20 protein-coding genes and 1 pseudogene are annotated in these 24,931 nt (G+C 67.7%); 7 read left to right on the forward strand and 14 right to left on the reverse strand.

What is annotated here, in order from left to right:
- Positions 1-41 precede the first annotated feature (41 nt).
- The 6 genes from LXT21_RS24190 to LXT21_RS24215 all read right to left on the reverse strand — a co-directional run bounded on the left by LXT21_RS24190 (position 42) and on the right by LXT21_RS24215 (position 6,423).
- Positions 42-626, reverse strand: a complete 585-nt coding sequence (locus tag LXT21_RS24190) for a type IV pilus inner membrane component PilO (protein ID WP_254040547.1) — start codon at positions 624-626, stop codon at positions 42-44.
- Positions 627-638: 12 nt separating this feature from the next.
- Entirely contained in the window at positions 639-1,322 is a 684-nt protein-coding gene (locus tag LXT21_RS24195; protein WP_254040548.1) for a PilN domain-containing protein, read from the reverse strand.
- Positions 1,323-1,349: 27 nt separating this feature from the next.
- Positions 1,350-2,432, reverse strand: coding sequence for a type IV pilus assembly protein PilM (gene pilM / locus LXT21_RS24200; protein ID WP_046715650.1), 1,083 nt, complete (start codon positions 2,430-2,432; stop codon positions 1,350-1,352).
- A 195-nt stretch (positions 2,433-2,627) separates the two neighbouring features.
- The gene (locus LXT21_RS24205; RefSeq protein ID WP_254040549.1) at positions 2,628-4,046 is read right to left on the reverse strand and encodes a sigma-54-dependent transcriptional regulator; all 1,419 of its coding nucleotides are present in this window, start codon (positions 4,044-4,046) and stop codon (positions 2,628-2,630) included.
- Positions 4,047-4,103: 57 nt separating this feature from the next.
- Positions 4,104-5,225, reverse strand: a complete 1,122-nt coding sequence (locus LXT21_RS24210; protein ID WP_254040550.1) for a sensor histidine kinase — start codon at positions 5,223-5,225, stop codon at positions 4,104-4,106.
- Between the two features lie 16 nt (positions 5,226-5,241).
- Entirely contained in the window at positions 5,242-6,423 is a 1,182-nt protein-coding gene (locus LXT21_RS24215) for a prepilin peptidase (RefSeq protein ID WP_256571952.1), read from the reverse strand.
- 231 nt (positions 6,424-6,654) lie between these two features.
- Here LXT21_RS24215 and LXT21_RS24225 point away from each other — a divergent pair, with 231 nt between their 5' ends.
- The 4 genes from LXT21_RS24225 (at position 6,655) to LXT21_RS24240 (ending at position 9,969) form a co-directional block, all read left to right on the forward strand.
- On the forward strand, positions 6,655-7,227 hold the full coding sequence (locus LXT21_RS24225; RefSeq protein ID WP_256571962.1) for a prepilin-type N-terminal cleavage/methylation domain-containing protein: 573 nt from the start codon (positions 6,655-6,657) through the stop codon (positions 7,225-7,227).
- Between the two features lie 92 nt (positions 7,228-7,319).
- Positions 7,320-8,228: a tetratricopeptide repeat protein gene (locus LXT21_RS24230; protein ID WP_254040552.1), complete on the forward strand. Its 909-nt coding sequence runs from the start codon at positions 7,320-7,322 to the stop codon at positions 8,226-8,228.
- A complete protein-coding gene (locus LXT21_RS24235; protein ID WP_254040553.1) occupies positions 8,225-9,205 on the forward strand; it encodes an ABC transporter ATP-binding protein in 981 nt (326 codons plus the stop codon). The genes LXT21_RS24230 and LXT21_RS24235 overlap by 4 nt, the downstream gene beginning before the upstream one ends.
- The gene (locus LXT21_RS24240; protein ID WP_254040554.1) at positions 9,202-9,969 is read left to right on the forward strand and encodes an ABC transporter permease; all 768 of its coding nucleotides are present in this window, start codon (positions 9,202-9,204) and stop codon (positions 9,967-9,969) included. The genes LXT21_RS24235 and LXT21_RS24240 overlap by 4 nt, the downstream gene beginning before the upstream one ends.
- 46 nt (positions 9,970-10,015) lie before the next feature.
- Here the strand turns inward: LXT21_RS24240 and LXT21_RS24245 are convergent, their stop codons facing one another.
- Positions 10,016-11,776, reverse strand: coding sequence for a tetratricopeptide repeat protein (locus LXT21_RS24245; RefSeq protein ID WP_254040555.1), 1,761 nt, complete (start codon positions 11,774-11,776; stop codon positions 10,016-10,018).
- Positions 11,777-11,981: 205 nt separating this feature from the next.
- Here LXT21_RS24245 and LXT21_RS24250 point away from each other — a divergent pair, with 205 nt between their 5' ends.
- Positions 11,982-13,091, forward strand: a complete 1,110-nt coding sequence (locus LXT21_RS24250; protein WP_254040556.1) for a glycosyltransferase family 4 protein — start codon at positions 11,982-11,984, stop codon at positions 13,089-13,091.
- A gap of 20 nt (positions 13,092-13,111) precedes the next feature.
- Here the strand turns inward: LXT21_RS24250 and LXT21_RS24255 are convergent, their stop codons facing one another.
- A complete protein-coding gene (locus LXT21_RS24255) occupies positions 13,112-13,702 on the reverse strand; it encodes a class I SAM-dependent methyltransferase (RefSeq protein ID WP_254040557.1) in 591 nt (196 codons plus the stop codon).
- A 100-nt stretch (positions 13,703-13,802) separates the two neighbouring features.
- Positions 13,803-15,635: a hypothetical protein gene (locus tag LXT21_RS24260; RefSeq protein WP_254040558.1), complete on the reverse strand. Its 1,833-nt coding sequence runs from the start codon at positions 15,633-15,635 to the stop codon at positions 13,803-13,805.
- A gap of 170 nt (positions 15,636-15,805) precedes the next feature.
- On the opposite strand from LXT21_RS24260, the gene LXT21_RS24265 reads away from it, so the two are divergent.
- Both LXT21_RS24265 and LXT21_RS24270 read left to right on the forward strand, forming a co-directional pair.
- Positions 15,806-16,777: a glycosyltransferase gene (locus tag LXT21_RS24265; RefSeq protein ID WP_254040559.1), complete on the forward strand. Its 972-nt coding sequence runs from the start codon at positions 15,806-15,808 to the stop codon at positions 16,775-16,777.
- A 44-nt stretch (positions 16,778-16,821) separates the two neighbouring features.
- Positions 16,822-17,565, forward strand: coding sequence for a class I SAM-dependent methyltransferase (locus LXT21_RS24270; RefSeq protein ID WP_254040560.1), 744 nt, complete (start codon positions 16,822-16,824; stop codon positions 17,563-17,565).
- 9 nt (positions 17,566-17,574) lie between these two features.
- On the opposite strand, the gene LXT21_RS24275 is transcribed toward LXT21_RS24270, so the two are convergent.
- The 5 genes and pseudogenes from LXT21_RS24275 to pilB all read right to left on the reverse strand — a co-directional run bounded on the left by LXT21_RS24275 (position 17,575) and on the right by pilB (position 24,770).
- Positions 17,575-18,999 carry a sigma-54-dependent transcriptional regulator gene (locus tag LXT21_RS24275; protein WP_254040561.1) on the reverse strand — a complete coding sequence of 475 codons (1,425 nt, stop codon included), beginning with the start codon at positions 18,997-18,999 and terminating at the stop codon, positions 17,575-17,577.
- A 5-nt stretch (positions 19,000-19,004) separates the two neighbouring features.
- Entirely contained in the window at positions 19,005-20,618 is a 1,614-nt protein-coding gene (locus LXT21_RS24280) for a two-component system sensor histidine kinase NtrB (protein WP_456094088.1), read from the reverse strand.
- The gene (locus tag LXT21_RS24285; RefSeq protein WP_254040563.1) at positions 20,605-21,858 is read right to left on the reverse strand and encodes a type II secretion system F family protein; all 1,254 of its coding nucleotides are present in this window, start codon (positions 21,856-21,858) and stop codon (positions 20,605-20,607) included. The genes LXT21_RS24280 and LXT21_RS24285 overlap by 14 nt, the downstream gene beginning before the upstream one ends.
- A gap of 58 nt (positions 21,859-21,916) precedes the next feature.
- Positions 21,917-23,035: pseudogene (locus tag LXT21_RS24290) on the reverse strand (type IV pilus twitching motility protein PilT); the annotation flags it as partial.
- A 34-nt stretch (positions 23,036-23,069) separates the two neighbouring features.
- Entirely contained in the window at positions 23,070-24,770 is a 1,701-nt protein-coding gene (gene pilB / locus LXT21_RS24295; RefSeq protein WP_254040565.1) for a type IV-A pilus assembly ATPase PilB, read from the reverse strand.
- Positions 24,771-24,931 lie beyond the last annotated feature (161 nt).

Here is a 24,931-nt window from a genome sequence, read left to right on the forward strand (position 1 = left end):
TCAATCCCCTTGTCGCCCTACTTCCCGGACGGATCAAGTTTCTAGTTCTTCTGGGTCTCGACGAACCGGAAGGTCGTCGCCAGGAAGCTGCTCTGCAGAACGACCTTCTCGTTCTTCAGCGTCGGCTGCCCCAGGTTGATGTTGTTGACGTTCACGATGCGGCGCATGTTCGCCATCTCCTGAAGGAACATGGCGATCTCGTGGTAGTTGCCGCTCACCGTCATGCGGATGGGGATGCGCGCGAAGAACTCACCGCCGCCCACGTATTCACGGTCCGGCTGCACCAGGGCGATCTCCAGGCCGCTCTTCTTGCCGATGTCGTTGATCTGCGCGAGCAGCTCCTCGACGTCCTTCTTCTCCGGCAGCTCCGTGAGGGCCTCGGCGAGCTTCTGCTCCAGCACGTCCATCTCGCGCCGGCGCTCGTTGAGGTTCTGGGCGATCTCGCTCTTCTCGGCCAGCTCCAGGTCCAGCGTGCGCCGCTCGGACATCTGCCGGTCGATGCGCTCGTCGGTCGGCTGGATGAGCATGAAGTAGTTGGCGGCGGTCATCAGGATGATGACCGCGGCGAGCCCACCGAACTTCACGCCCGGGGACGCCTTGATGAATTGGTCCAGGTACTTGTCCATGGCGGGCCTCGGTCAGATGGCGTAGTTCGCGGTGAGGGTGATCTTGAAGTCGACCAGGGCCGGCATGCCCGCGGCTCCCGCGGACGCCTTGGTCTGCACCGCGCTGGTCAGATCGATGTTGGTGAAGAACGGGGTGATCTGCCCGGCCGGGAACTCCTCGATGGTGGCCTCCGCGGTGAGCAGCTCCACGCGGGACGTCTTCGCGTCGCGGCGCTGGTCCACCAGGCGCCCCATGCCCTTGGGCGTCCACACCACGCCGTTCAGACCGCGCATGAACTCGGCCACCTCGTCGTGGCTGACGGCGGAGCCGTCGATGGCCACGGCGCTGGCGGACTCGACGAAGCCCTTCACCCAGACCTTCTTGGGCGTGGCGGACGCGAGCGCGTCCATCATCCGGACCGGGCCGTTGCGGCCCCTGCGCAGCGAGTCGAGCACCGCGAGCTTCTTCTCGACCTCCGTCTTGCGGGCGTTGATGTTCTTCACCTCGCCGATGACCTTCTCCAACTCGGCGATCTTCGCTTGTGTCTGCGCGATGCCCTGGGCATTGCGCTGGAACTCGGAATCACGGTCGTCGTACCAGAAGTAGTTGCCCACGGCGGCGCCGATGAGCGCCAGCGCGAAGAGGACCAGGACTTGCCGGCCCTTCTGCTGGGTCTGGACCTTCCGGACGGGAAGCAGGTTGATGCGAATCATCATGTGCGTCGTCTCCAGGAGGTGGACAGGTCAGGCCAGCTTGTCGCCAGGACGCCGGAGCGCCAGTCCCACGGCCACCGCGGCCATGGGCGCCACGTCCATGATGAACGCGGGGTCGAACTTGCGGTTGTCCACTTCAATCTTGCGGAACGGGTTGAGGATCTCCACCGGCACGCCGGTGCGCGCTTCAATCGTCTTGAACAGGGCCGGAATCTTCGCCGTGCCACCCGACAGGTAGACCTTGGTGAAGTTCGAGTCCGCCGCCGTGCCCGCGTAGAAGTCCAGCGACCGCTGGATTTCACCGGCCACCTGCTCGGCCACGCTGGAGAGCACGCGCTCGACGTCCTGGGGCACCACGGCGTCCGCGTCCGCGCGGTTGCCGCCGATCTTCAGCGCCTCGGCCTCCTCGTAGGAGACGTTGAGCTGCTTCTGGATTTCTTCGGTGAACTGGTTGCCACCGATGGTGACGTCGCGGGTGAAGACCGTCACGCCGTTGGCGATGATGTTGATGTTCACCACCGAGGCGCCCGCGTTGATGAGGACCACGGTCTCCTTCTCGGGGAGGTCGTAGTTGACGGAGAACATGTTCTGGACGGCGAAGGCGTCCACGTCCACCACCACCGGCGCGAGGCCCGCCTCGGAGACCACGGTGGTGTAGTCGTTGATCATGTCCTTCTTGGCGGCCACCAGCAGCACGTCCATCTGCCCGGTGGCGTCGTTGCCGCCGCCGTCGAGGATCTGCGTGTCGATGTTCACGTCCTTCACATCGAACGGGATGTACTGCTCGGCCTCCCACTGGATGCTCTCCTCGAGCTCCTCCTGGGACATGCGCGGCATCTGAATCTTCTTGATGATGACCGAGTGGCCGGACACGCCGATGGCGACGTCCTTGCCCTTCACCTTCAGCTCGGACATCAGCTCCTGCACCGCCTGCACGATGGCGGTGGAGTTCATCAGCGCTCCATCGACGATGGCCTCCGGAGGCAGCGGCTTCATGCCGAAGCTCTGCAACGCGAAGCCGACCTCGCCGCGCTTGCGCTGCTCCTTGAGCAGGATCATCTTGATGGAGGTCGATCCGATGTCCAGACCGAGTGCCAGTTTGCCCTTCGCCATTCTTGACTCCGTCGAGAGGCGGCCAGCGTAGCACTGGCCGTCAACCCCACCTAAAAAGTGCCCGGAGGCCGCCTGCTCTCCGTTCGGCCGGGACCCCTGCGTTCTTGCTGCGCCAGGCCCCCACCACGGTCGCGGAGGCCCGATTTTCCGGCCTCGGACGCGTTTGGTCAAATGGGGACGACACACCCCACCCGGTCATCCCCGCTCCGCCTCCGCGTCCGGGTCGATGCCGTACTCCTTGATCTTGTACAGCAACGCCCGGTGGCTGATGTCGAGCACCTCGGCCGCCCGGGTGCGGTTGCCCTTCGTCCGACGGAGCGCCGCCCGGATGTAGGACTCCTCGAGGTCCCGGATGGCCCGCTTGAGCGACAGGTCACTACCGACCTGTTGCAGCCTGGCATCTCCCGCCGTCGTCGGTCCGGGTGCGGGTGCGGCCCACAGCCGTTCGGGCAGGTTGGCCGGGAGGATGTGCGGGCCATCCGCCAGGAGCACCGCGCGCTCCATGGCGTTCTCCAGCTCGCGCACGTTGCCCGGCCACGCGTAGACGGACATCAACGCCTCGGCCTCCGGTGACAGCCCCTCCACGGGAGACTCCCGGTTGAGCTCGCGGTTGAAGCGATGGAGGAACGCGCTGGCCAGGAGCGGCACGTCCTCGCGGCGCTCGCGCAGGGGCGGTATCCGCACGTTCACCACGTTGAGCCGGTAGTAGAGGTCCTCGCGGAACTCCCCCTTCTCCACCAGCTTGCCCAAGTCGCGCAGCGTGGCCGCCACCACCCGCACGTCCACCTTCTCCACGCGGCTCTCGCCGACCGGGCGTATCTCTCCCTCCTGCAACACGCGCAGCAGCTTCACCTGCGCCGGCAGCGGCAGCTCGCCCACTTCATCCAGGAAGAGCGTGCCGCCATCGGCCTCCGCGAAGAGTCCACGCTTGGCGGTGCGCGCGTCGGTGAAGGCGCCCTTGGCGTGACCGAACAGCTCGCTCTCCAGGAGGCCGCCGGGGATGGCGCCGCAGTTGACCGCCACGAAGGGCAGCGGCGCGCGGGGGCTCTTCGCGTGCAGCTCCCGGGCGATGAGCTCCTTGCCGGTGCCGCTCTCGCCGCTGATGAGCACCGTGGTGTCCACGGGCGCCAGCCGCGCCACCTGCCGGAGCACCGCCTGCAGCGGCGCGCTCGAGCCGAGGATGTGGCCCTGGGGCAGCGAGGGCAGCGCCGACTGCTTCAGGCGCTTGTTCTCGCGCAGCAGCCGCTCGCGCTCCTCGGCCTTGCGCAGGACGAAGACAATCTCCTCGGGCTTGAAGGGCTTCTGGACGTAGTCGTAGGCGCCCGCGGACACCGCCTCCAGCGCCTGCTCCTGCGAGCCGTAGGCGCTCATCACCACCACGGTGAGCCCCGGGTGCGCGGCCTGGGCCTCGCGCAGCAGCGTGAGTCCATCCTTGCGAGGCATGCGCACGTCACACAGCAGGACGTCGTAGTCGCGAGCGGCCAGCTCCCGCAGGGCCTCCTCTCCATCCGCGACGGCGCGCACCTCGTACTTCCGGTCGGTGAGCACCAACGTGAGGATGTGGCGGATGGAGGGCTCGTCGTCGGCGACGAGGATGGAGCGGAACAGGGACATGGCGGCCTTGCCTCCATCATCCCCCAGAGTCGCGGGAGGAGATAGCTTCTGACCCGCTCACACGGCGGGCAGGGCCACGGTGAAGCACGCGCCACCCTCGGGGAGGTTCTCCGCGCCCAGTCGCCCGCCCATCACCTGCGCGAGTCGCAGCGACACGGCCAGTCCCAGGCCCGTGCCCTGGCGCCCCTTGGTCGTGAAGAAGGGCTCGAACAGGCGGGGCATCACCTCGGGAGGGATTCCAGGCCCGTGATCGCGCACCACCACCCGCGCCTCGCCCGCCTCCAGTCGCGTGGTGACGCTGACGCTCCCCTGCCCTCCCATGGCCTGCGCGGCGTTGAGCAGCAGGTTGATGAGGATCTGCGACAACGGGCCCGGCTCCGCGCGGGCCAGCACCCCGGGCTCGAGCGACAGCTCCACCGAGACGCTCGCCAGCTCCGGAGCGGCCCGCACCAGCCGCACGCACGTCTCCACCACCGAGCCGACGTCCACGGGCCCCGGTGAGGCCGTCTCCGGACGCCCCAGGTCGAGCAGGCCTCGGACGATGCGGTCGATGCGCTGCACCTCGTGGTCGATGCGCTCCAGGTAGTCCTTCAGCTCCGCGGAGGGCGCCTTCATCCGCGCCAGGGACAGGTAGCCCAGGATGCCCGCGAGAGGATTTCCCACCTCGTGCGCCACGCCCGCCGCCAGCCGCCCCACGGTGGCGAGCCGCTCGGAGGTCACGAGCTCCGTCTGCGCGCGGGTCAACCGCGTGTTCGCCTCGCGCAGCGACTCCATCTGGGAGCGCGTGAGGGACTGCTCCTGGCGCAGCGCGTCCGCCAGTCGCTGCAGCGCGCGCTGCATGCGAGACAGCAGCGGGCCACCCTGCGTGGGCGACAGGTGCGGGTCCGGCTCCAGGCGACCGAGCTGCTCCACCATCTCCTCGGCCGAGCGCAACGGGCGCCCCACCGTCAGGTACAGAATCCCGTAGGCCAGCAGCGTGAGCGCCACCAGGTCCAACCCGAGCGCCAGCGGCAGGAAGCCCCGCACCTGCGACAGCACCTCCGCGTCCGGCGTGCCCGGCCGGGCCAGCCTCCGCCCCAGTTCCAGGAGCCGGATGAGGACCGGCTGGAGCGACAGCCAGGACAGGCCCGTGCAGAGCGAGGCCAGCAGGAACGCGACGCTGGCGATGCGCCACTTCATCGCGTGCCCGCGCGGCTCACGGCGCGCCTCCCAGGAGCAGCGCGATGTCCATGGGCAGCACCCTCGCCAACCACGGACCGAGCAACATCACCTCGAGGCCCGCGAGCGCCAACCACGGCCCGAAGGGGATGTTGGTGGGACCGGGCACCCACTCCTCCTCCTCGCCCGTCTCCTCGTCCACGGGCGCGTCGGGAATCGGCTGGACGAGCAGACACCAGGGGACCAGGAGCAGCCGCTTCCACAGCGGAATCCCGGGCCGGGTGAACTCCCACGTCAGGGTGGGCTCGGGCGCGTCGGCCTCCTCTTTCGGCGTCGCATCCGACACAGGCGCCGTGCCCACCGGGTGTGGAGCCATCCCGGGCGGCGGCACATCATCTGACGAGGGCGGGATGACGCCGCCCGAAGGCGAGGACGCGTCTTGAGCCGGCGTGGGTCCTGGCCCCGGCGGAGACGGGGGCGAGCCCGGAGCGGGAGGCTGCGCCGCGGGCCCCGCGCGTCCGGTGAAGGCGAGCAGCGCGATTCCCACCACCGCGCCCTGGAGCGAGGACAGGAAGAGGATGCCGAGCAGCGCTCGCCAGGAGAGGAACGCACCGAGCAGCGCGACGAGGAACTTGTCGCCGCCGCCCAGCGCCTCCTTCTTGAAGACCTTCCAACCGATGTACTCCATCAGGCGGAACACCAGGAAGCCGAGCACCGCGCCCACCGTCGCGTCCACCACCGCGTCCGCGCCTCGCGGCACCGCCAGCACCAACCCCGCGGCGATGCCCGGCACCGTCAGCGAGAACGGCAGTATCCAGTGCGCCAGGTCGATGAAGGTGAGCGGTATCAACAGCGACACCAGCACCAGCGCGGGGAACAGCGCGTACGTCCAGCCGAAGCGGTTCAGGCACGCGAGGAACAACAGCCCCGTGAGCAGTTCCACGAGCACGTAACGCGGTGAGATGGGCGCGTGACACGAACGACACCGTCCCCGCAGCGCGAGCCACGAGAGCACGGGGATGTTCTCGTACCAGGCAAGCACGTGCCCGCACCGGGGACAGCGTGAGCCGGGGCGGACGATGCTCAGTCCTTCAGGGACACGCGCGATGACGACATTGAGGAAGCTGCCGATACACAGGCCGAGGACCAGGAGGAAGGCGGTGAAGAGAGGCCCGGCCCAGCCCAGCACGAGGGAGAAGTCCGTCACGGAGCCCGGCATCCTAGCGTCGCGCCCGGAGAGGTCAGCCCCCTGGATCGACGATTTCCGTCAGAAGCAGTGACAATTTTTGGCAACCGGGCGCCCTGCCGGACGAGGTGCGCGGCCGGACCTCGTGGGAATTCCTCAGGTTGGGGTGACTGTTGGCCATGGCACCCTTCGTGCTAAGAATCCGGGCAGTCGTTCAACCCCCCTCTGCACCTGCGGAGCACTCCCGACATGCTGAATCGCCTCATGAAGAAGAAGGGTGGCTTCACCCTCATCGAGCTGATGATCGTCGTCGCCATCATCGGCATCCTGGCCGCCATCGCCATCCCGAACTTCATCCGCTTCCAGGCCAAGTCCAAGCAGTCCGAGGCGAAGACCAACCTGAAGGCCATCTTCACGGCCCAGAAGGCGTACTTCGGCGAGAAGGACAAGTACGTTTCGGACTTCAAGGTCGTCGGCTTCGACCCGGAGCCGGGCAACCGCTTCAGCTACGGCATCAACGGTACGTGCAACGAGTCCGTCGAGACGACCGGTCGTAACTACTCCGGCGGCTGCATCGGCCAGGACAAGGCCCGCTTCACGGAGGTTCCCGCGCTGGGTGCTGCGCCGCTGACCGCTGGCGTGGCCGGCTCGTGCCCCAACTGCGACTTCTCCGCCATCGCGGTGGGCAACGTCGACAACGACACGCAGGCCGACACGTGGGGCATCACGTCGTTCGCCTCCTCGGCGACCACCCTGCAGGGCACCTGCGGCATCGACAGCAACAAGATCGGTGGCGGCGAGCCCGGCAACGCCTACAACGACGTGAGCTGCCCGTAGTCGTCAATGGTCCACCCTGGATTGACCAGGGTATTACGCGGTACGAACGGGGTGCCCGAGTTGTTCGGGTGCCCCGTGTCACTTTTCAGAGAATGATGCGCAAGCTGCCTCCCGTGCTCCTGGCCGCCGGTCTGGTCCTGGTGGTCACCCTCTCCAGCGCCCCTCGCGCCCCGCTCTACTTCGGCGACCGCCCGGTCCTGCCGCGCGCCGGCTTCCTCAAGGCGTTGTTCAAGGCGCAAATCGGATTGGTGGCCGACTACTTCTGGCTGCTGACCATCAACCGCGTCGGCTCCGCTCGGAAAATCTCCGAGTACCGCGACATCTATTACTACGCGGACCTGACCACGGACCTCGACCCCCGGTTCGCCAAGGTCTACACCTTCGCGGGCATCACCATCCCCATCCATTTTGGCCGCGAGGAGTATGCGAACGTCGAGGAGTCCTCGCGCATCCTCCGCAAGGGCATGGTCAACGCGCCCGAGGACAAGCGCATCCACTTCCAGCTCGCGTACAATCTGATGTTCTTCGAGCGGCGCTACCGGGAAGCGGCCACCATCATCGAGGAGCTCGCCAAGGAGCCGGGCGCGCCTGAGTGGTATTCGGGCCTGGCCACCCGGCTGTATGCCCAGTCAGGGGACTTCGATACGAGTCTGGGACTGGCGCAGGCCCTGCGTGACAGTGCGGAGGATGACGAGACGCGTGCCTACTACGAGCGGCGCGTGAACGAAATCCTCCAGGAGCGCTTGCTCCAGGAACTCGACGCCGCCATCCAGCGCTATCAGCAGCGAGAGGGCCGGCCCCCCACCTCCCTGGAGGCGCTCGTCGCCTCTCGGGACGTGAGGGAGCTGCCCGCCGACCCCCTGGGCGGAAAGCTCTTTATTGGAGAGGACGGTCGCAGCTATTCCACAGCCGCCAGGTTCCGGTTGGAGATCATCTACGACGAGAAGACCGAGGATGGAGAGCGCCTCGTTCCCAAGCCCCTGGATTCGAAGAGCCAATGACACTCAACTCGACTGACGCACCGCCCATCCAGGTCCGAGGCCTGTCGAAGACCTACAAAGTAGGCTTCTGGTTCAACAAGACTGTTCGCGCGCTCCAGGGGCTGGACCTCGAGGTGGGCACCGGGCAGATCTACGGCCTGCTCGGTCCCAATGGCGCCGGCAAATCCACGACCATCAAGATCCTCATGAACCTGGTGCGCCCCAGCGGCGGCACGGCGCACCTGTATGGGCAGCCCGTGGACCAGGCGGCGACGCGGCGGATGGTGGGCTTCCTGCCGGAGAACCCCTCGCCCTACGAATACCTCACCGGTCGTGAGTTCGTGACGCTCGCCGGGCAGCTCAGCGGCATGAGCGGCCACGAGTTGGACTTGCGGGTGAAGGAGGTCCTCGGCGCGGTGGACATGAGCCACGCGGAGAAGCTGCAGATCCGCCGCTACTCGAAGGGCATGGTCCAGCGCGTCGCGCTCGCGCAGGCGCTGGTGTCCAAGCCGAAGATGCTCATCCTCGACGAGCCGACGAGCGGCCTGGACCCCGTGGGCCGCAGGCAGATGCGAGACCTCATCCTCGCCGAGAGGGACCGGGGCACCACCGTCCTGTTCTGCAGCCACATCATCCCGGACGTCGAGGCGCTCTGCGACAGGCTCGCGGTGCTCGTGGGTGGCCGCCGCGTGCGCGAGGGCAGCGTGCAGCAGCTGCTCTCCGCGCAGGTGCCCTCCGTCGAAGTCGTGGTCGAGGGCTTGAAGCTGGACCAGGTGAAGAACCTGGGTGTGGCGCTGGAGTCCACGCAGGCCCTGGATGGTCGCGTGCTGTTGCAGGTCGCCGACTCGGACAGCCAGCGGCTGCTGGGGCAGGTGCTCGCGGCGGGTGGTCGGGTCAACAGCCTCCAGGCGGCGAAGTTCTCCCTGGAGCAACTCTTCATGGATGCCCTGAAGGATTCCGGACGGGCGACGAGCGTCGGCGGGGAGATCAACACATGAGCGCGTTCGGCGCGATGGTCTGGAACGGGTTCCGTGAGGCGCGCCGCAACCGCGTCACGGTGGTGGTGGGCGCGTTCGCCGCGGTGGTGCTGCTGTCATCGACGCTGGTGACGGAGGTGACGGTCGCCACGTTCGACCGGGTGCTCACCGACTTCGGCCTGGGGATGATGAGCCTCATCCTCGTCTTCCTCACCATCTTCCTGTCGAGCGGCCTGCTGAGTCGGGAGATCGAGCGGCGCACCATCTTCCTCGTGGTGAGCAAGCCGGTGTCGCGCTCACAGTTCCTGCTGGCGCGGCTCGCGGGCAACATGCTCACGCTCGCCGTGCTGATGGGGGCGATGCTGCTCATCTTCCTGAGTCAGCTGGTGATGTTCCAGGTCGCCGTCAACCCCACCCAGGTCCTCGCGGTGGTGGGGCTCTGGTTCGAGCTGCTCGTGCTCACCAGCGCGGGCATCCTCTTCTCCAGCTTCGCGGGCCCCGCCGTCTCGGCCATCGCCACCACGGGCATCTACTTCGCGGGCCACCTGGCCAATGACCTCTTCGACATCGCGCAGCGGCTGGATGACGGCCCCGTGAAGGCAGTGGCCACCGCGCTCTACTACCTGTTGCCGAACCTGGAGAAGATGAACTTCCGTCCCCAGGCCACCTATGCCCTGCCCGTGGACGCCTCCACGTTCTTCTCCGGCGTGGGCTACGGTCTGGGCTGGGCCGCGCTGTTCACCGCGGCCGCCATCTTCATCTTCGAGCGACGCGACTTCCGCTGAACGGCCACGGAGGCACGCGGGCCCCTGTCCACCAGGGCCCCGTGTCTCACGGCGTGGCGCCCACCGCGAGTCGCGCCTGCCGAAGCCCGTCCCTCGCCGGAGCCGAGTCCGGCCGCAGGCGCAACGCCTCCTCCAGCGAAACCACGGCCTCGGCCGGGCGCCCCAGTTGCAGCAGCGTGCGCCCCAGTTCCAGGTGAGAGTCCGCGCGCCGGGGCGCCAGCCGTAGCACGGCCCTGAAGCGCTCCACCGCCTCCTCCAGCCGCCCGGACTTGCGCAAGGCAAGCCCCAGATTGTGAAGGACGACGGGCTCCCTGGGGCGCATCGCGTGGACGCGCTCGAGCTGGGGAACAGCCAGGTCCATCCGCCCCATCAGCGCATACGCAACGGCCAGGTCGCTCTGCGGCTGATAGAGCTGAGGCATCGCCGCGACCGCAACCTGAAGCGGCGCGATCGCCTCCTCCACCCGACGAGCCTTGAGATAGGACGCCCCCAGGTAGGCGTGGATGCTCGGCTCCTCCGGCGTCTTCGACAGGGTGTCCTCCCACAACGAGATGTCATCGCGCCAGGCTGGCACCCGGGCCAACGTCAACGCCGCGAAGACCACCACCACGCCTCCCGCCGCGAGCCCCAGTGCCCTCGACTGTCCGGGCCAACGCTCGAGCACCCACTTCGCCCCCACCGCCATCAGCAGGCAGAAACCCACGGAGGGCAAGTAGAGGAAGCGCTCGGCGTAGGCCTCCACGCCTCGCAGTTGCATGAGGAAGATGGGGAGCAGCGGCGTCAGCAACCAGACGCCTCCGGCGAGCACGGCCGGGGACGCGCGCCATGAGCGCCACAGCGCTCCCGCCAGCAGCAGGAGCAGGACGCTCCCCAGCACCACCTCCGAGACCAGGGGCGACACCTGCGAGGGAATCGTCACCACGAGCGGATGAGGCCAGAAGAGCTTCCCGCCCAGCTTGCCCACCAACGCCAGCAGGTGGAGCGGATACAGGCCCCCGCTCCCTTCTCCTCCCTGGAGCGGCACGGAGAGACCGACGGCGTTCAACCGGAGCGCCGCGTACCCCAGGGCGCCTACGCCGAGCGGCGCATAGCGCCGCACCCAGCCCTTGAGCCCTGGTGGCGAAACGCCCTCCCCCGTCGCCCTGTCCGTGGCCCAGAGCACGGCGGGGAACACCACCGCCACTTCCTTGAAGAGCAACCCGGCGGCCCACAGCAGCCCTGCCCCCACGCCCCGTCCCCAGGACGAAGGCCCGGCCACCATGAGCCGCACGGCGAGCAGCACCAGGAGCGTCGCCGCCACGTCCATGCAGCCACTCAGCCACGCCACCGACTCGGTGTGCACGGGGTGCACGGCGAACAGGAGCGCCCCCGCCAGCGCGCCCCACTCCGCGGCGGGCGATGCCCCGGGCTCCTTCACCTTCAGGCAGGCGCGCAACAGCCAGAGGACCAGCGCGCAGACCGCCGCGTGCATCAGCAGCAACACCAGGTGGAAGCCCCATGCCTCCAGCCCGAAGACAGCCCGCTGCGCGAAGAAGAGCACGTGCGCGAGCGGCCGGAAGTAGCTCGCCGCGGGACCGCGCGCCGAGTCGTTAATGGCCCCATCCTCGACCGGGAACAGCGGACGCTGGAACGCGTTCGAGAGCTCGCTCCAGGAGCGCAGCCAGGGGTTGTCCACCACCAGTTGCACATCGTCGTAGACGAAGCCGTTGGACAACGTCCCGGCGTAGACGAGCGCCGCCGTCAAGGCGACGAGCAGCACCTGGGTTCGAGGTGTGAGGCGAAAGGAGCGGGAGTCGGCGGAGTCCATCGGTGTCACGAAGGGCGGGAGTCTACCGGCTTCTCTTCGCTGACAGTGCCGGGACCTCGGCTCGCAACGAGGGCAAGGCGCCTGCCGGGCGGTTCCACGCCAGACCCGGCCGGTGGAGCCCAAGTCCGTCCAGGACAGCCCGAGGTCCGCGCCTATACTCGTCCGCGCGCGCCCATGGACCGGGCGCCGACAGGGTCCCCGTCCCATGCGAATCCTCGAGGTCTCCAACTTCATGCCGCCCCACCCCGGCGGCATCGAAATCATGATCGACACCCTGTTCCAGGGGCTCCAGCGCCGCGGCCACGATGTGCGCTGGATTGCCGCCTCCACGCCCCTGGAGCCAGGAACGACAGGCCCCTTCGTCCGGGTCTCCGCGTGGAACTGGCTCGAGAAGAACCTGCACGTCCCCATGCCGCTGTGGGCGCCTTCCGGATGGAAGGAGCTCGACGAGCAGGTGCGCTGGGCCGACGTCATCCACGTCCATGACTGTCTCTACTTCTCCTCCTCGCTGACCACCGCGCTTTCGAAGGGCCGACGCAAGCCGCTGCTCGTCACCCAGCACGTGGGCGAGGTGCCCTACGGTGGAGTGCTGGACTGGGTGCAGGCGGCCGCCTATCGCACGCTCGGACGGACCCTGCTGAGCGCCGCCAGCGAGGTGGTGACCTACAGCCCCCACGTCGTCGACTACTTCCAGCGCGTCGGGGTGAAGAACCCCCTGCGCATCATCCCCCTGGGCTTCGACCCGCGCTTCCAGCCGTTGTCCGAACAGGAGCGGCTGGAGGCGCGACGGGAGTTCGGGCTCCCGGAGAAGGGCGCGCTGGTCCTCTTCGCGGCGCGGCTCGTTCCCAAGAAGGGCGTGCACCGGGTCGCCGAGCTTCAACGACGGCTGGCCTCCGAGGGCGTGACGCTCGTGGTGGCGGGAGATGGTCCTCTGGCGAGCGAGGTCTCGGACCTCCCGAACACGGTGCACCTGCGGCAGGTGGACCATGCGCGCATGCACCTGCTCTATGGCTGCGCGGATGTCCTGCTGCTGCCCTCTGTCGGAGAAGGCCTGCCACTCACCCTCCAGGAAGGCATGCTGACGGGGCTCCCCGCGGTCGTCTCACGCGACCCGTCCTTCGTCGCCAATGTCTCCGATGCGCCCGGTGTCAGGTTGGAGGAAGGGCTGAGCGCCCAGGCGGAGGCCTTGCGAGAAGCCCTGTCGAACCCGCCACCGCGGAGCGACATCGCGGACTGGGCCAAGGCGCGCTGGGGGCTGGAGCGCTTCGTGACGGAGTACGAGCGCACCCTCGCCCATCTCGTATCCGGCAGCTGACCTCGCAGCCGGCCAGGAACTCAGACGCGTTCCAGCACCGCGCACGTCACCTCGAAGGGCCGCACCATCCACGGCCAGAGCCAGTTCGCCATCGACGCACGGGGAGCATCCGTCGCAGCACCTGCTCCAGGATTCAGCAAACGCCGGACGGCCCCGGGCACGTCATTGGCGATCAGACTGCCCAGACGTCCACAGGGAACAATCGCGGACGACACCAATCGCATCGAGGGAAACAGCTCCACCAACTCAGGGACTGTCGGTCGGAACATCGTGTCGATGGGGTCCGGATGCCACGGGAACGCGCGAGGCACCGAGAGGAACAACAATCCGCCCGGAGCCACCTGCTCCATCAACTGCCGGGCGAACTCGCGACGGTCCTCCACGTGCTCGAGCACGTTCGTGCAGCACACGGAACGCACCCCCAGCTCGCCGAGCCTCGCGCGACAGCCCGGGTCCCCCAGCGCACCGACGACATCCACGCCATCCGCCGCCTTCATGTCCTGGTGGATGACCACGCCCCCCCGCCGCCGCAGCGGCGCGAACAGCTCCCGTTCGATCCACGGCTGTTGGACTTCACGGAAGTAGCGCGTGGAGCTACCGATGTTGAGCAAGGGAGACACCTGGCTCAAGGGCACGGCAGTCAACGCCCGCCCCAGCCATCGAGCTTCCTGTTTCAGCATTCAGGACTCCCGGCCCACGCAAACACGGAGGTCATGGGGAGTCCTCGGGAAAGTCACCAGGACGCTCGGGCACCGACGGAGGGAAGGCAGCGGCAGTCGCCTCTTCCAGGGGAACGATTTGAGGCTGGCATTGGCGATTGACCACCAGCATGAAACCCGAGCGCTGCGGGAACACGGTCCGCATGAACTGCCGGTCCCGTTCCACGTTGATGTGATTCACCCAGAGCACCGGCGCATCCAGGTCGGGCCCGTTGTTCGGCCTGAAGAACACGAAGTGATTGGCAGGAGCGGACGTGCACGGCGGAGCGAAGCCGGGACGAACGAAGACCACCGAGTTGTCGGGCACCCGCCGCTCCACCGCGAGACGCGGGCGGCGAACGTCCGTCATCAACCGGCGCAGGGTGTGGATGCGCGGCGGCAGGTACATCGTCGCGCTGGCCACCACCAACCCCACGATCACGAAGGGCACGAACCGGATGAAGCCAACCTCCTCCGCCCACTGCCAGAGGGTGCGCAGCCCCACCGTGGACAACAACACCAGGGGCAACATCAGCTCCGAGTAGTGGACGGGGCCGAAGGTATCCACACCTGGGTCCGCCACCGGCAGATGTGCGACGCAGAAGCTGAGCACCGCGGCGGCCAGCCAGCGCGCGGGGATGCCTCTCGCCAGGAAGACGAAGATGAACCCCAGGGGCCAGCCGAACGAATCCAGATTCAGACGGAAGAGGGCCAGGACCATCCGCCCCGCAGCCAGTGTCGCGGAGGTATCTGTGAGGAAATACAGGAAGCTGTCGCTCTTCACCTGAGATGGCCCGAAGGACACGAAGCGGTAGGCGTTCTGCTGCGCATAACGAACCCCTGCGTGGTAACCGGTCATCCACGGTGAGCCCGTCATCTCCTGGTTCGCCAGCAGGAACAGCCCCGCCAGGGGAAGCGCGATGAGCGCGAAGGCTCCGACGTGCCCCCAACGCGCGGCTCCGCCTTGTCGCCAGACACGCAGGGCCCACATCACCAGGAATGGAGCCCCCAGCCCCACCGCCACGGCAGGACGCGTCCAGAAGGCCAGGCAGAACAGGAACGAGACCCAGGCGCTGACTCCCAGCCCCCCCCGCACATCGAGGCGCTGAACGGCATGGAGCATCCAGGTCAGCGCGAAGATGGCCGCGGTATGGGACATCAACGTGGCCGCGCCAATCATCGTCAGGGGAGAGACCAGGTACAGCACCACCGCCACCCGGCCCCAGGCGCTGCCCCACCAATTCCTGGCGATAAGGAACAACCCCACCGCGGTTGCCCCCGACAGCACGGGGTTCACCAACCACGGCAACCCGACTTTCACACCGAAAGCCAACAGGAAGGGCCAGCCCAGGAAATACTGGCTGTACATCTTCCCGTCGTTGATGAGGAACCCGTTGTCGAAGAACAGCTTCATCGGCGGCGATGCGACATAGAGCCGGAACGAGCTGAGCAACTCCGCGGCGAACTGGTACGAGGCCTCGTCGTCCGTCACCGGTGTGTAGCCGAGCACCGAAGCCTGGATGGCCAGGGGCACCAACGTGCCCAGGACGCCCGCCAACAGAACGCTTCGACGGTCGGGATAAGCGCGCCACGCGGAGCGCCAGGCCTCCAGCTGCTCGCCTCTCACCAGGCGCCCGCCCGCCAGCGTCACGAAGGCCACCAGGGGCGAGCCGAGGAACGCGAGGATGGCCGCCAACGCCAGCCAGCGGCTGGTCGGGAAGTTGATGGTGCCCAGATTCAGGAGGAAGCCATCGAATTGCGACTCCCAGAAGGCCCAGTAGGCGAGCACACAGGCGCCAGCGGCGGCGAGCGGGATGAGCGAGGCACGATAGCGGGGAGGAATCATCGGAAGGTGTTCGAGGATGGTCCGCCCGCTCGCGGCTTGTCCATGGGAGAGTAGCCAGGGGAGCCGCGCCACCCGATATGTGAAGCGACGCGGTCGAGGGGGTCCTGCGCTAGACTGCGAGCGACGCCGAAAGGTGGCACTCCATGCCCCCTGCTGGACGTTCCAGTCCCATGTCCCAGTCAGCTCCGCGCATCGCGGTCATTCTCCCCTGCCACAACGAGGCGCCCGCCATCCGGGAGACCGTGCTCGCATTCCGCCAGGCGCTCCCGTCCGCCGCCATCTTCGTCTACGACAACGCGTCGACAGATGACACGAGCGAGGTGGCCCGCGCCGCGGGAGCGCTCGTGCGCGGCGAGTCCCGACGCGGCAAGGGCAACGTCATCCGACGCGCGTTTGCGGACGTGGATGCGGACGTCTACGTGGTGGCGGATGGCGATGGAACGTACGACGCCTCGATGGCGGGACGGCTCGTGAGCCTGCTCTCGGAGGAGTGCCTGGACATGGTCATCGGTACGCGCATCCACCACGAGAAGGCGGCGTACCGCATGGGCCACGTGGCCGGAAACTGGCTCTTCAACCAGGTGGTGGCCCGGCTCTTCGACAAGGGCCAGTCCGACATCTTCTCGGGCTATCGCATCCTGTCCCGCAGGTTCGTGAAGTCGTTCCCCTGCATGTCGGAGGGCTTCGAAATCGAAGCGGAGATGAGCATCCACGCGCTCCAGCTCCGCATGCCCGTGCGCGAGGTCCCCACCCGCTACTCGAAACGGATGGAGGGAACCGCCAGCAAGCTGAACACCTGGCGGGATGGCTTCCGCATCCTCTCTCACATCCTCCGACTGCAGCGGTTGCACCGCCCCCGCCAGTTCTTCGGGACCCTGGGCTTGAGCACCATCCTCCTCGCGGTGTTGCTGGCCGTTCCCGTCTTCATGACGTTCCTCCAGACAGGTCAGGTGCCGCGCTTCCCCACGGCCATTCTGGCCATGGGCATGGTGTTGTTCGGCTCGCTGCTGGCCTTCCTCGGGCTGGTGCTGGAGAGCACCAGTCAGCTTGCCCTCGAGACCAAGCGGCTGAGCTATCTCGCCATCCCGCCTTCCCCGGGGGCCAATGCATCACAACAGGCCTCCGTCGCGCAGGTGGGCTGAATGCCCGCTTTCGCGTTCTCCTCTTCCATCACACGAGGTTCTCGGTGAGCTCATTCCACGAGCATCACGGACAGCAGAAGTCCTTCTTCGAAGTGGACCCCGCCCGCGTCGCGACACGCGTGTTCGGGCACCCCTCCTTCCCGCGGACGATGCAGTGCAAGTTCGCGTTCCTCGCGCACACGCTCGCCGGCTGTCGCAAGGTGCTCGAGGTCGGCGTGGGCAAGGGCTTGCAGCTCACATACTTCCTGGACCGCATGCCCGAGGACTGTCAGTACACCGGCGTGGACATCGCCGAGGCCCCCCTGCGCGAGGCCCGGGAGCGGCTGGCGCCCCACCTCCAATCCCGCGTGACGCTCCAGGCCGCGGTCGGTGAGCGGCTCCCCTTCGAGGACCGTTCCTTCGACGCCGTCTTCTGTGTGGATGTCCTCCACCACGCGGCGTCCCAGCCCTCCATGCTCGCCGAGATGCGCCGCGTCGTCCGCGCCGGAGGCCACGTCATCTGCGTGGAGCCCAACCCGCTCCACCCAGCAAACCTCATGTACCTGCGCGACCCCATCGAGAAGGGGCTCTTCCAGCTCACGCCCGACAACGCACGTGAGTGGACACGGCACGCGGGGCTCGAACAACTGCGGCTGGAGAACCTCCCGGTGTTCTTCCCCAGCTTCCCAGGGGTCCTGGAGAATGCCTATGGGGTGATGGAGCGGGTGCTCGCGCGCGTCCCCGTGCTCAACCGCTTCTCCACCACACGCGTCCTCCGCGCCTCGCGGCCCGAGGAGCCGCGGGGCTGAAGCCCCGCCTCACCCGCGTCCCGTCGGCTCCTCCAGCTCATCCGTGAGGCCGTGCTTCGCCAGCCGGTAGCGGAACGAGCGGAAGGACAGCCCGAGCAGCTCCGCGGCGCGCGTCTTCACGCCGCCCGCCTGCTTCAGGGCCGCGAGCAGGTAGCGCCGCTCGCTGTCATCCAGGTGGCGCTCCAGGTTGAAGCCCGTGCCCAACGGCGGCTCTCCCGGCTCGCCCGGACGCGACACCGGCTCCGACTCGCCCCGCACCGCGGGCGGCAGCGTGGACGGGCCCAGCAGGTCCGTGTCCGACAGCGTCGCCGCGCGCTCCACCATGTTCTGCAACTGCCGCACGTTGCCGGGGAACGCGTAGCGCTCCAGCAGGTCCAGCGTCTCCTGCGCGAAGCGCAGCGCCGGACGCCCCAGCTCCTCCGCCATCCTCGACAGGAAGTGGCCCGCGAGCAGCGAGATGTCCCCCGCGCGCTCACGCAGGGGCGGCAGCTCGAGCGTAATCACGTTGAGCCGGTAGAAGAGGTCCTCGCGGAAGCGGCCCGCCTTCACCTCGACCTCCAGCCGCCGGTTGGTCGCCGCGATGACGCGCGCCTGGAAGGGCACCTCCGCCGCGCTGCCCACCGGCTTCACCTTGCGCTCCTGCAGCACGCGCAAGAGCTTCACCTGTGTCGCCAGCGGCATCTCCCCCACTTCGTCCAACATCACGGTGCCCTCGCCCGCGGACACCAGGAGCCCCGAGCGCTCGTGCAATGCCCCCGTGAAGGCGCCCTTCACGTGGCCGAACAGCTCGCTCTCCAGCGTGCCCTCGTTGAGGGCCGCGCAGTTGAAGGGCAGAAACGGCTGCGCCGCCCGGCTGCCTCGCATGTGGACGGCCCGCGCCACCAGCTCCTTGCCCGTGCCGCTCTCCCCCGTCACCAACACCGTGCTGCGCCCCGGCGCCACCTTCTCCACCAACGACCACACCGCCTGCATCCGGGCGCTCTGCCCCACCGCCATGCCCAGCCCGGGCAACAGCCGCGCGCGCAGGGTGGTGTTCTCCTGCCGGAGCAGGCGCTTCTCCAGCGCCTTCTGCACCAGGAGCCGCAGCTCGTCGTTGTCGAAGGGCTTGCAGATGTAGTCGTACGCGCCCTCGCGCATCGCCTCCACCGCGGCGGCGGGCGAGCCGAAGGCCGTAATCAGCACGACCTCCGGCGGCTCCTTGCGCGCTCGCGCCGTGCGCAGCACGTCCAGCCCGCTGCCCGTCCCCAGCTTCATGTCGCAGATGACCAGGTCCACGCCATCCCGCGCGAGCACCTCGCACGCGGGCTTCACCCCGGGCACGCTCGTCACCACGTAGCCCTCGCGGTGCAGGAGCAGCTCCAGGTACTCGCGCATGGACAGCTCGTCGTCCACGACGAGGACATGGCCACGGAAGGCGCCCTCTTGAGACTGCATGGTCGTCACAGCGGCAACCCCACGACGAACTCCGTTCCCTCGGCCGGGTCCGAGCGCACGCGGATGGAGCCACCATGCGCGCGGACGATGGAATGCGCGGTCGACAACCCCAGCCCCGTGCCCCCGTCCCGCGTGGTGAAGAAGGGCTCGAACAGGTGCCCCATCATCTCCTCCGTGATGCTCCCCGCCGAGTCCCACACCCGAATCTGCGCTTCCTTCTCGTTCCGGGCCAGTCCCACCCTCACCTCACCCCGAGGCCCCGCCGCCTGGAAGCCATTGCGCACCAGGTTGATGAGCACCTGACGCAACTGGTCCGGGTCCACCGCGGCCATCAACGGCTCGCGCGCGGACACCTCCACCCGCACATCCCGGGCCAGCGGGTCCGCGCGCAGCATGTCCACCGTCTCCGTCAGGAGCGAATCCAGCGGCACCTCGCGCCGCACCGGCTCCGGAGGCCGCGCGAAGCGCAGGAAGTCCTCCACCAGTCGCCCCAGCCGGTCCGACTCACGCACCAGGATGTTGGTGAGCTTCTGCACCACCACGTCGCTCGAGCGCTCCTGCGCGAGCAGCTGCGCCGAGCCCCGCATCGCCGCCAGCGGGTTGCGCAGCTCGTGCGCCAGCTGCGCGGAGAGCGTCCCCAGGCTCGCCAGCCGGTCCGAACGCTCCAGGTCCTCCTCCATCCTGCGCAGCTCCGTCAGGTCCTGGAACACGATGAGCAGCGCGCCCGACTCGCCCTCCAGCGGCGTCACCGACAACCCGAGGATGCGGCGGCGGCCCTGCTCCGCGCCCACCACCAGCTCGCCTCGCGAGGAGCGCGGCGCCAGCACCGACACCCCCGGCAGGAGCGCCTCCAGCGGCTGCCCCACGCCCTCGCTCCCCTCCACCTGGAGGATGGCGCGCGCGGCGGCGTTGACGAAGGTGACGCGGCGCTGCGAGTCGCAGGTGATGAGCCCCGACGGCATGGAGGAGAGAATCTGCTGCTGCAGCCCCCCCAACCGGCGCAGGTCCGCCTCGCGCGCCGACAGCGCCCCGCCCGCCGCGGACAGCTGGCGCGAGAGGTAGCCCGCGAGCACCGCGATGAGGCCCAGCGCGAGCAGGTTGCTGCCCAGCACGAACAGGCCTCGGCTGGACAGCACCGGCCCCAGCGGCGCCGAGTCCGTCAGCCGCAGCACCACCACCAGCGAGGAGAAGGACACCGCGCCCGCCGCCGCCACCCACAGCGCGCCGCGCCAGTCCAGCACCACCGCGGCGCCGATGACGGCCAGGCTGTAGAGGAACGTGAGCGGCGAGTCGGAGCCACCGCTCAGGTAGACGAGGCCCGTGGCGATGACCACGTCCCCCAGCACCTGCACCCACGCGTCCAGCCGCCCCGCCCGCTCGCGCCGCAGGCGGATGCCCACCACCACCGTGGACACGTAGGCGGCGATGATGACGCCGAGCGAGAGCGAGTCCGCCCGGCTCGGCTCCTCGAGGGGCTGAAAGAGCAGGCGGCCCACGGTGATGACGAGCGACAGGCTCGCCGCCACCGTGCGGAACAACACCAGCCAGACCAGGCGCACGCGGAGCCTCTCGGCCTCATCCGCGCGCGCGCTGGAGACGACAGAGCTACTTGATGGCACCGGCAATGGAGAAGATGGGCAGGTACATGGCGATGAGGAAGCCGCCGACCACGCCGCCGAGGAACACCATCAGGATGGGCTCGATCATCGCCGTCAGCGCGCTGACGGCGGTGTCCACTTCGTCATCGTAGAAGTCGGCGATCTTGTTGAGCATGGTGTCCATGGCGCCCGTCGCTTCACCGACGCCAATCATCTGCACCACCATGGAGGGGAACACCTTCGTCTCGAGCAGCGGACCGGCGATGTTCTTGCCCTCGGCGATCTTCCCGCGCACGTAGTAGATGGCCTCTTCCACCGTCTTGTTGCCGGCCGTCTTCGCCGTCACGTCCAGCGCGTCGAGGATGGGCACGCCGGAGGAGATCATCGTGCCCAGCGTGCGCGTGAAGCGCGCCACGGCCACCTTGCGCAGCACGGGCCCGAACAGCGGCATCTTCAGGAACACCTTGTCCCAGAACTTGCGCCCCTTGGGCTGCTTGTAGCTCCAGGAGAACGACACCACCACCGCGGTGATGGAGCCGACGACGTGCAGCCAGTACGCCTCCGCCCACGCGGACAAGTCCACCACGAACTGGGTGGGGGCGGGCAGCGCCGAGCCGAAGTCCGCGAACATGGCGGCGAACACCGGCGTCACCTTGAGGAGCAGCAGCGCCGTCACGCCGACGGCCACCAGGATGACGATGGCCGGGTAGGTCATCGCGCCCTTGACCTTGCGCTTGAGCTTCTCGCTCTTCTCACGGTAGGCCGCGAGCCGGTTGAGGATGGTGTCGAGGATACCGCCGACCTCGCCGGCCGCGCACAGCTGGACGTAGAGCTCGTCGAAGACCTTCGGGTGCTCCTTGAGCGCGTCGGCGAAGGTGCTGCCCTGCTCCACCTTGCCCTTGATGGCCAGCAGCACCTTCTTGAAGGCCGGGTTGTCCATCTGGCTGGCGAGGATGTCCAAGCACTGCACCAGCGGCAGACCCGCGTCGATCATCGTCGCGAACTGACGGGTGAAGACGAGGATGTCCTTGCCCGTCACGCCACCCATGCCCGGGATGGAGATGTCGCCGTCGAGCGCGCTCTTCTTGCGCACCTTGACGGGATTGAGCCCCAGGGACTTCAGGCGGGCGTTGACGGCCTCGGTGTCCGAGGCCTCCATCTCGCCCTTCTTGGTCTCACCGCTCTTGGTCTTCGCCTCCCAGAGGAACTGGGCGGTGTTCTTCTTGGAAGCTGGTGACTTCTGGACTGCCTGTGCTGCCATGAGCTCGACCTCCGCGGACGCGCGCGCGAGTCTAACCGCTGAATCTCAAAACCAGGAACTAACGACCCGCCGCTCCCCCGGTCGGCCGCTGTACCCCCGGCACCGTGCCGCCCGTGGCCAGGATGTTGCGCAGCTCCTCCGGGTCGCTGGAGCGACCGAAGGCCTCATCCTGGGAGATGAGGCGCCGGAGCAACAGCGCCGCCAGGGCCTGGTTGAAGGTCTGCATGCCGTACTTGGCCTGACCCACCTGCATGGACGAGTAGATCTGATGGACCTTGTCCTCGCGGATGAGGTTCCGGATGGCGGGGTTGGGCACCATGACCTCCAGGGCCAGGATGCGGCCCGGAGCGCCCGCCTTGGCCACCAGCGCCTGGCTCATCACGCCCTCCAGCACGAAGGAGAGCTGGGCGCGCACCTGCGGCTGCTGGTACGGCGGGAACACGTCCAGCACGCGGTTGATGGTCTGCACCGCGCTGTTGGTGTGCAGCGTCGCGTAGCAGATGTGACCCGTCTCCGCGATGGTGAGCGCCGCCTCGATGGTCTCCAGGTCTCGGAGCTCGCCGACGAGCACCACGTCCGGGTCCTGGCGGAGGATGTACTTGAGGGCCGTCTTGAAGTTGCGAGTATCCGCGCCCACCTCGCGCTGGTTGACCAGGCAGTTCTTGTGCGGGTGCAGGTACTCGATGGGGTCCTCGATGGTCATGATGTGCTCATGACGCTCGGTGTTGATCTTGTCGATCATCGAGGCCAGCGTGGTGGACTTGCCCGAGCCCGTGGGGCCCGTCACCAGGATGAGGCCGCGGGGCTTCTTCACCAGCTCCGCGACGATGGGCGGCAGGCCCAGCTCCTGGAAGGTCAAAATCTTGAAGGGAATGGTGCGGAACGCGCCGGCCACCGCGCCACGCTGCATGAAGATGTTGGCGCGGAAGCGCGACAGCCCCTTCACGCCGAAGGACAGGTCCAGCTCGTTGTCCTCCTCGAACTTGTGCTTCTGGGCATCCGTGAGGATGGAGTAGCAGAGCTGCTTGGTCTCCACGGGCGTCAACGGCGCCGTCTTCAAGGGGACGAGCTCGCCGTCCACGCGCAGCTGGGGCGGGGAGCCGGTGGTGATGTGGAGGTCGGAAGCGCCCTTCTCGACCATCGCCTTGAGGAGCTGGTGCAGGTTGGCCACGGTGGGGGTGTCCTTCGATTCAGTCTGGGGGAGGAAGTGACTAGAAGCGGTCCGGCGCGGTGTTGCCCACGACTTCTTCCAGGGTGGTCGCGCCGTCCATCACCTTCTTGAGGCCGCTCATGCGCAGGCTGCTCATGCCCAGGCGGATGGCCTCCTGCTTGAGCTCGGAGGCGGACGCGCCGTTGATGACCAGCTCCTTGAGGCCGTCCCAGAAGGGCATGACCTCGTAGATGGCCACGCGGCCCCGGTAGCCGCGATCATTGCAGTCGCGGCAGCCGACCTTCTCGTACAGGGTGAAGGTGCCGATCTTGTCCGGGGGGATGCCGGCGTCGATGAGGGCCTGCTCGTCCACCGTGTCCGCGGGCTTCTTGCAGGCCGGGCACAGCCGGCGCGCCAGACGCTGGGCGAGGATGAGGTTGAGCGAGGCCGTCACCAGGAACGGCTCGATGCCCATGTTGAGCAGACGGCTCACCGTGCCCGGGGCGTCGTTGGTGTGCAGCGTGGAGAGCACCAGGTGGCCGGTGAGGGCCGCCTTCACGCCGATTTCCGCCGTCTCGAAGTCGCGGATCTCACCAATCATGATGATGTCCGGGTCCTGGCGGAGGAACGAGCGCAGCGCGGCCGCGAAGTTCAGGCCGATGTCGTCGTGCATCTGCACCTGGTTGATGCCGGCGAAGTTGAATTCGACCGGGTCCTCGGCGGTGCAGATGTTGGTGCCCACGTCGTTGAGGCTGGAGAGCGCCGAGTACAGCGTCGTCGTCTTGCCGGAGCCCGTGGGGCCCGTCACCAGCACCATGCCGTAGGGCCGGTCGATGGCCTCCTTGAACCACGCGAGCGGCTGCGCGTCGAAGCCCAGCTTGGTCATGTCGAGCTGGAGGTTGCTCTTGTCGAGCAGACGCATCACGACCTTCTCGCCGAAGAGCGTGGGACACACGCTCACGCGGAAGTCCATCTCCTTGCCGCCGCCAATCTTGATCTTGATGCGACCGTCCTGCGGAAGGCGGCGCTCGGAGATGTCCAGCGAGGCCATGATCTTCAAACGCGACGTAATCGCGTTGCGCAGCTTCATGGGCGGCCGCATCACCTCGTACATCACGCCGTCGATGCGGAAGCGGACCCGGAAGTCCTTCTCGTACGGCTCGATGTGGATGTCGGACGCGCGCTTCTTGATGGCGTCCATGAGGATGAGGTTCACCAGCTTGACGACGGGCGCGTCATCCGCGGCCTTCGCCATCTCGTCGATGTTCTCCGTCTCCTCCTTCGCCAGCTCGATGTCGTCGCCGACGTCGCCGACGATCTCCTCCATCGAGGGGCCCTTCTCCGCGTAGTAGCGTTCGATGGCCTCGCGGATGGAGACCTCCGAGGCCACCACCGTCTCGATGTTGTAGCCGGTGAGGAACTTCAGGTCGTCCACGGCGAAGATGTTGGACGGGTCGCACATGGCGACGATCAGCGACGGGCCCGCGCGGTTGACCGGAATGACCAGGTGCTTCTCGGCCACTTCCTTGGGCACCAGCTTGATGATGTCCGGGTCGACGTCGAAGTCCTTCAGGTTGATGGCCGGCACGCCGTACTGCTTGGAGAGGAAGTCGGTGAGCTTCGACTCCTCGATGGCGCCCGTCTTGATGAGCGCGGTGCCGATGCGCGTGCCGCTCTTCTGCTGCTCTTCCTGGGCCTTGCGAAGCTGCTGGACGGAGATGAGGTTCTCGCGGACCAGCAGTTCACCCAATCGACCGGACATTCGTGAAGCCTCTTCCTTGTGGCAAAGAAGGACGAAGCGGGCGGGGGCCCACCTCGCTCCAGGGGAGACGCGGGCGTTGCCTCGGGGCCCCACAGCACCTTTGGCACGGTTCCTGACGGCGAATTAGAGGGGAGCCGCTCACATCCGTCAAGGCGCCCCCT

This window comes from Myxococcus guangdongensis, from assembly GCF_024198255.1.
Lineage (GTDB): Bacteria > Myxococcota > Myxococcia > Myxococcales > Myxococcaceae > Myxococcus > Myxococcus guangdongensis.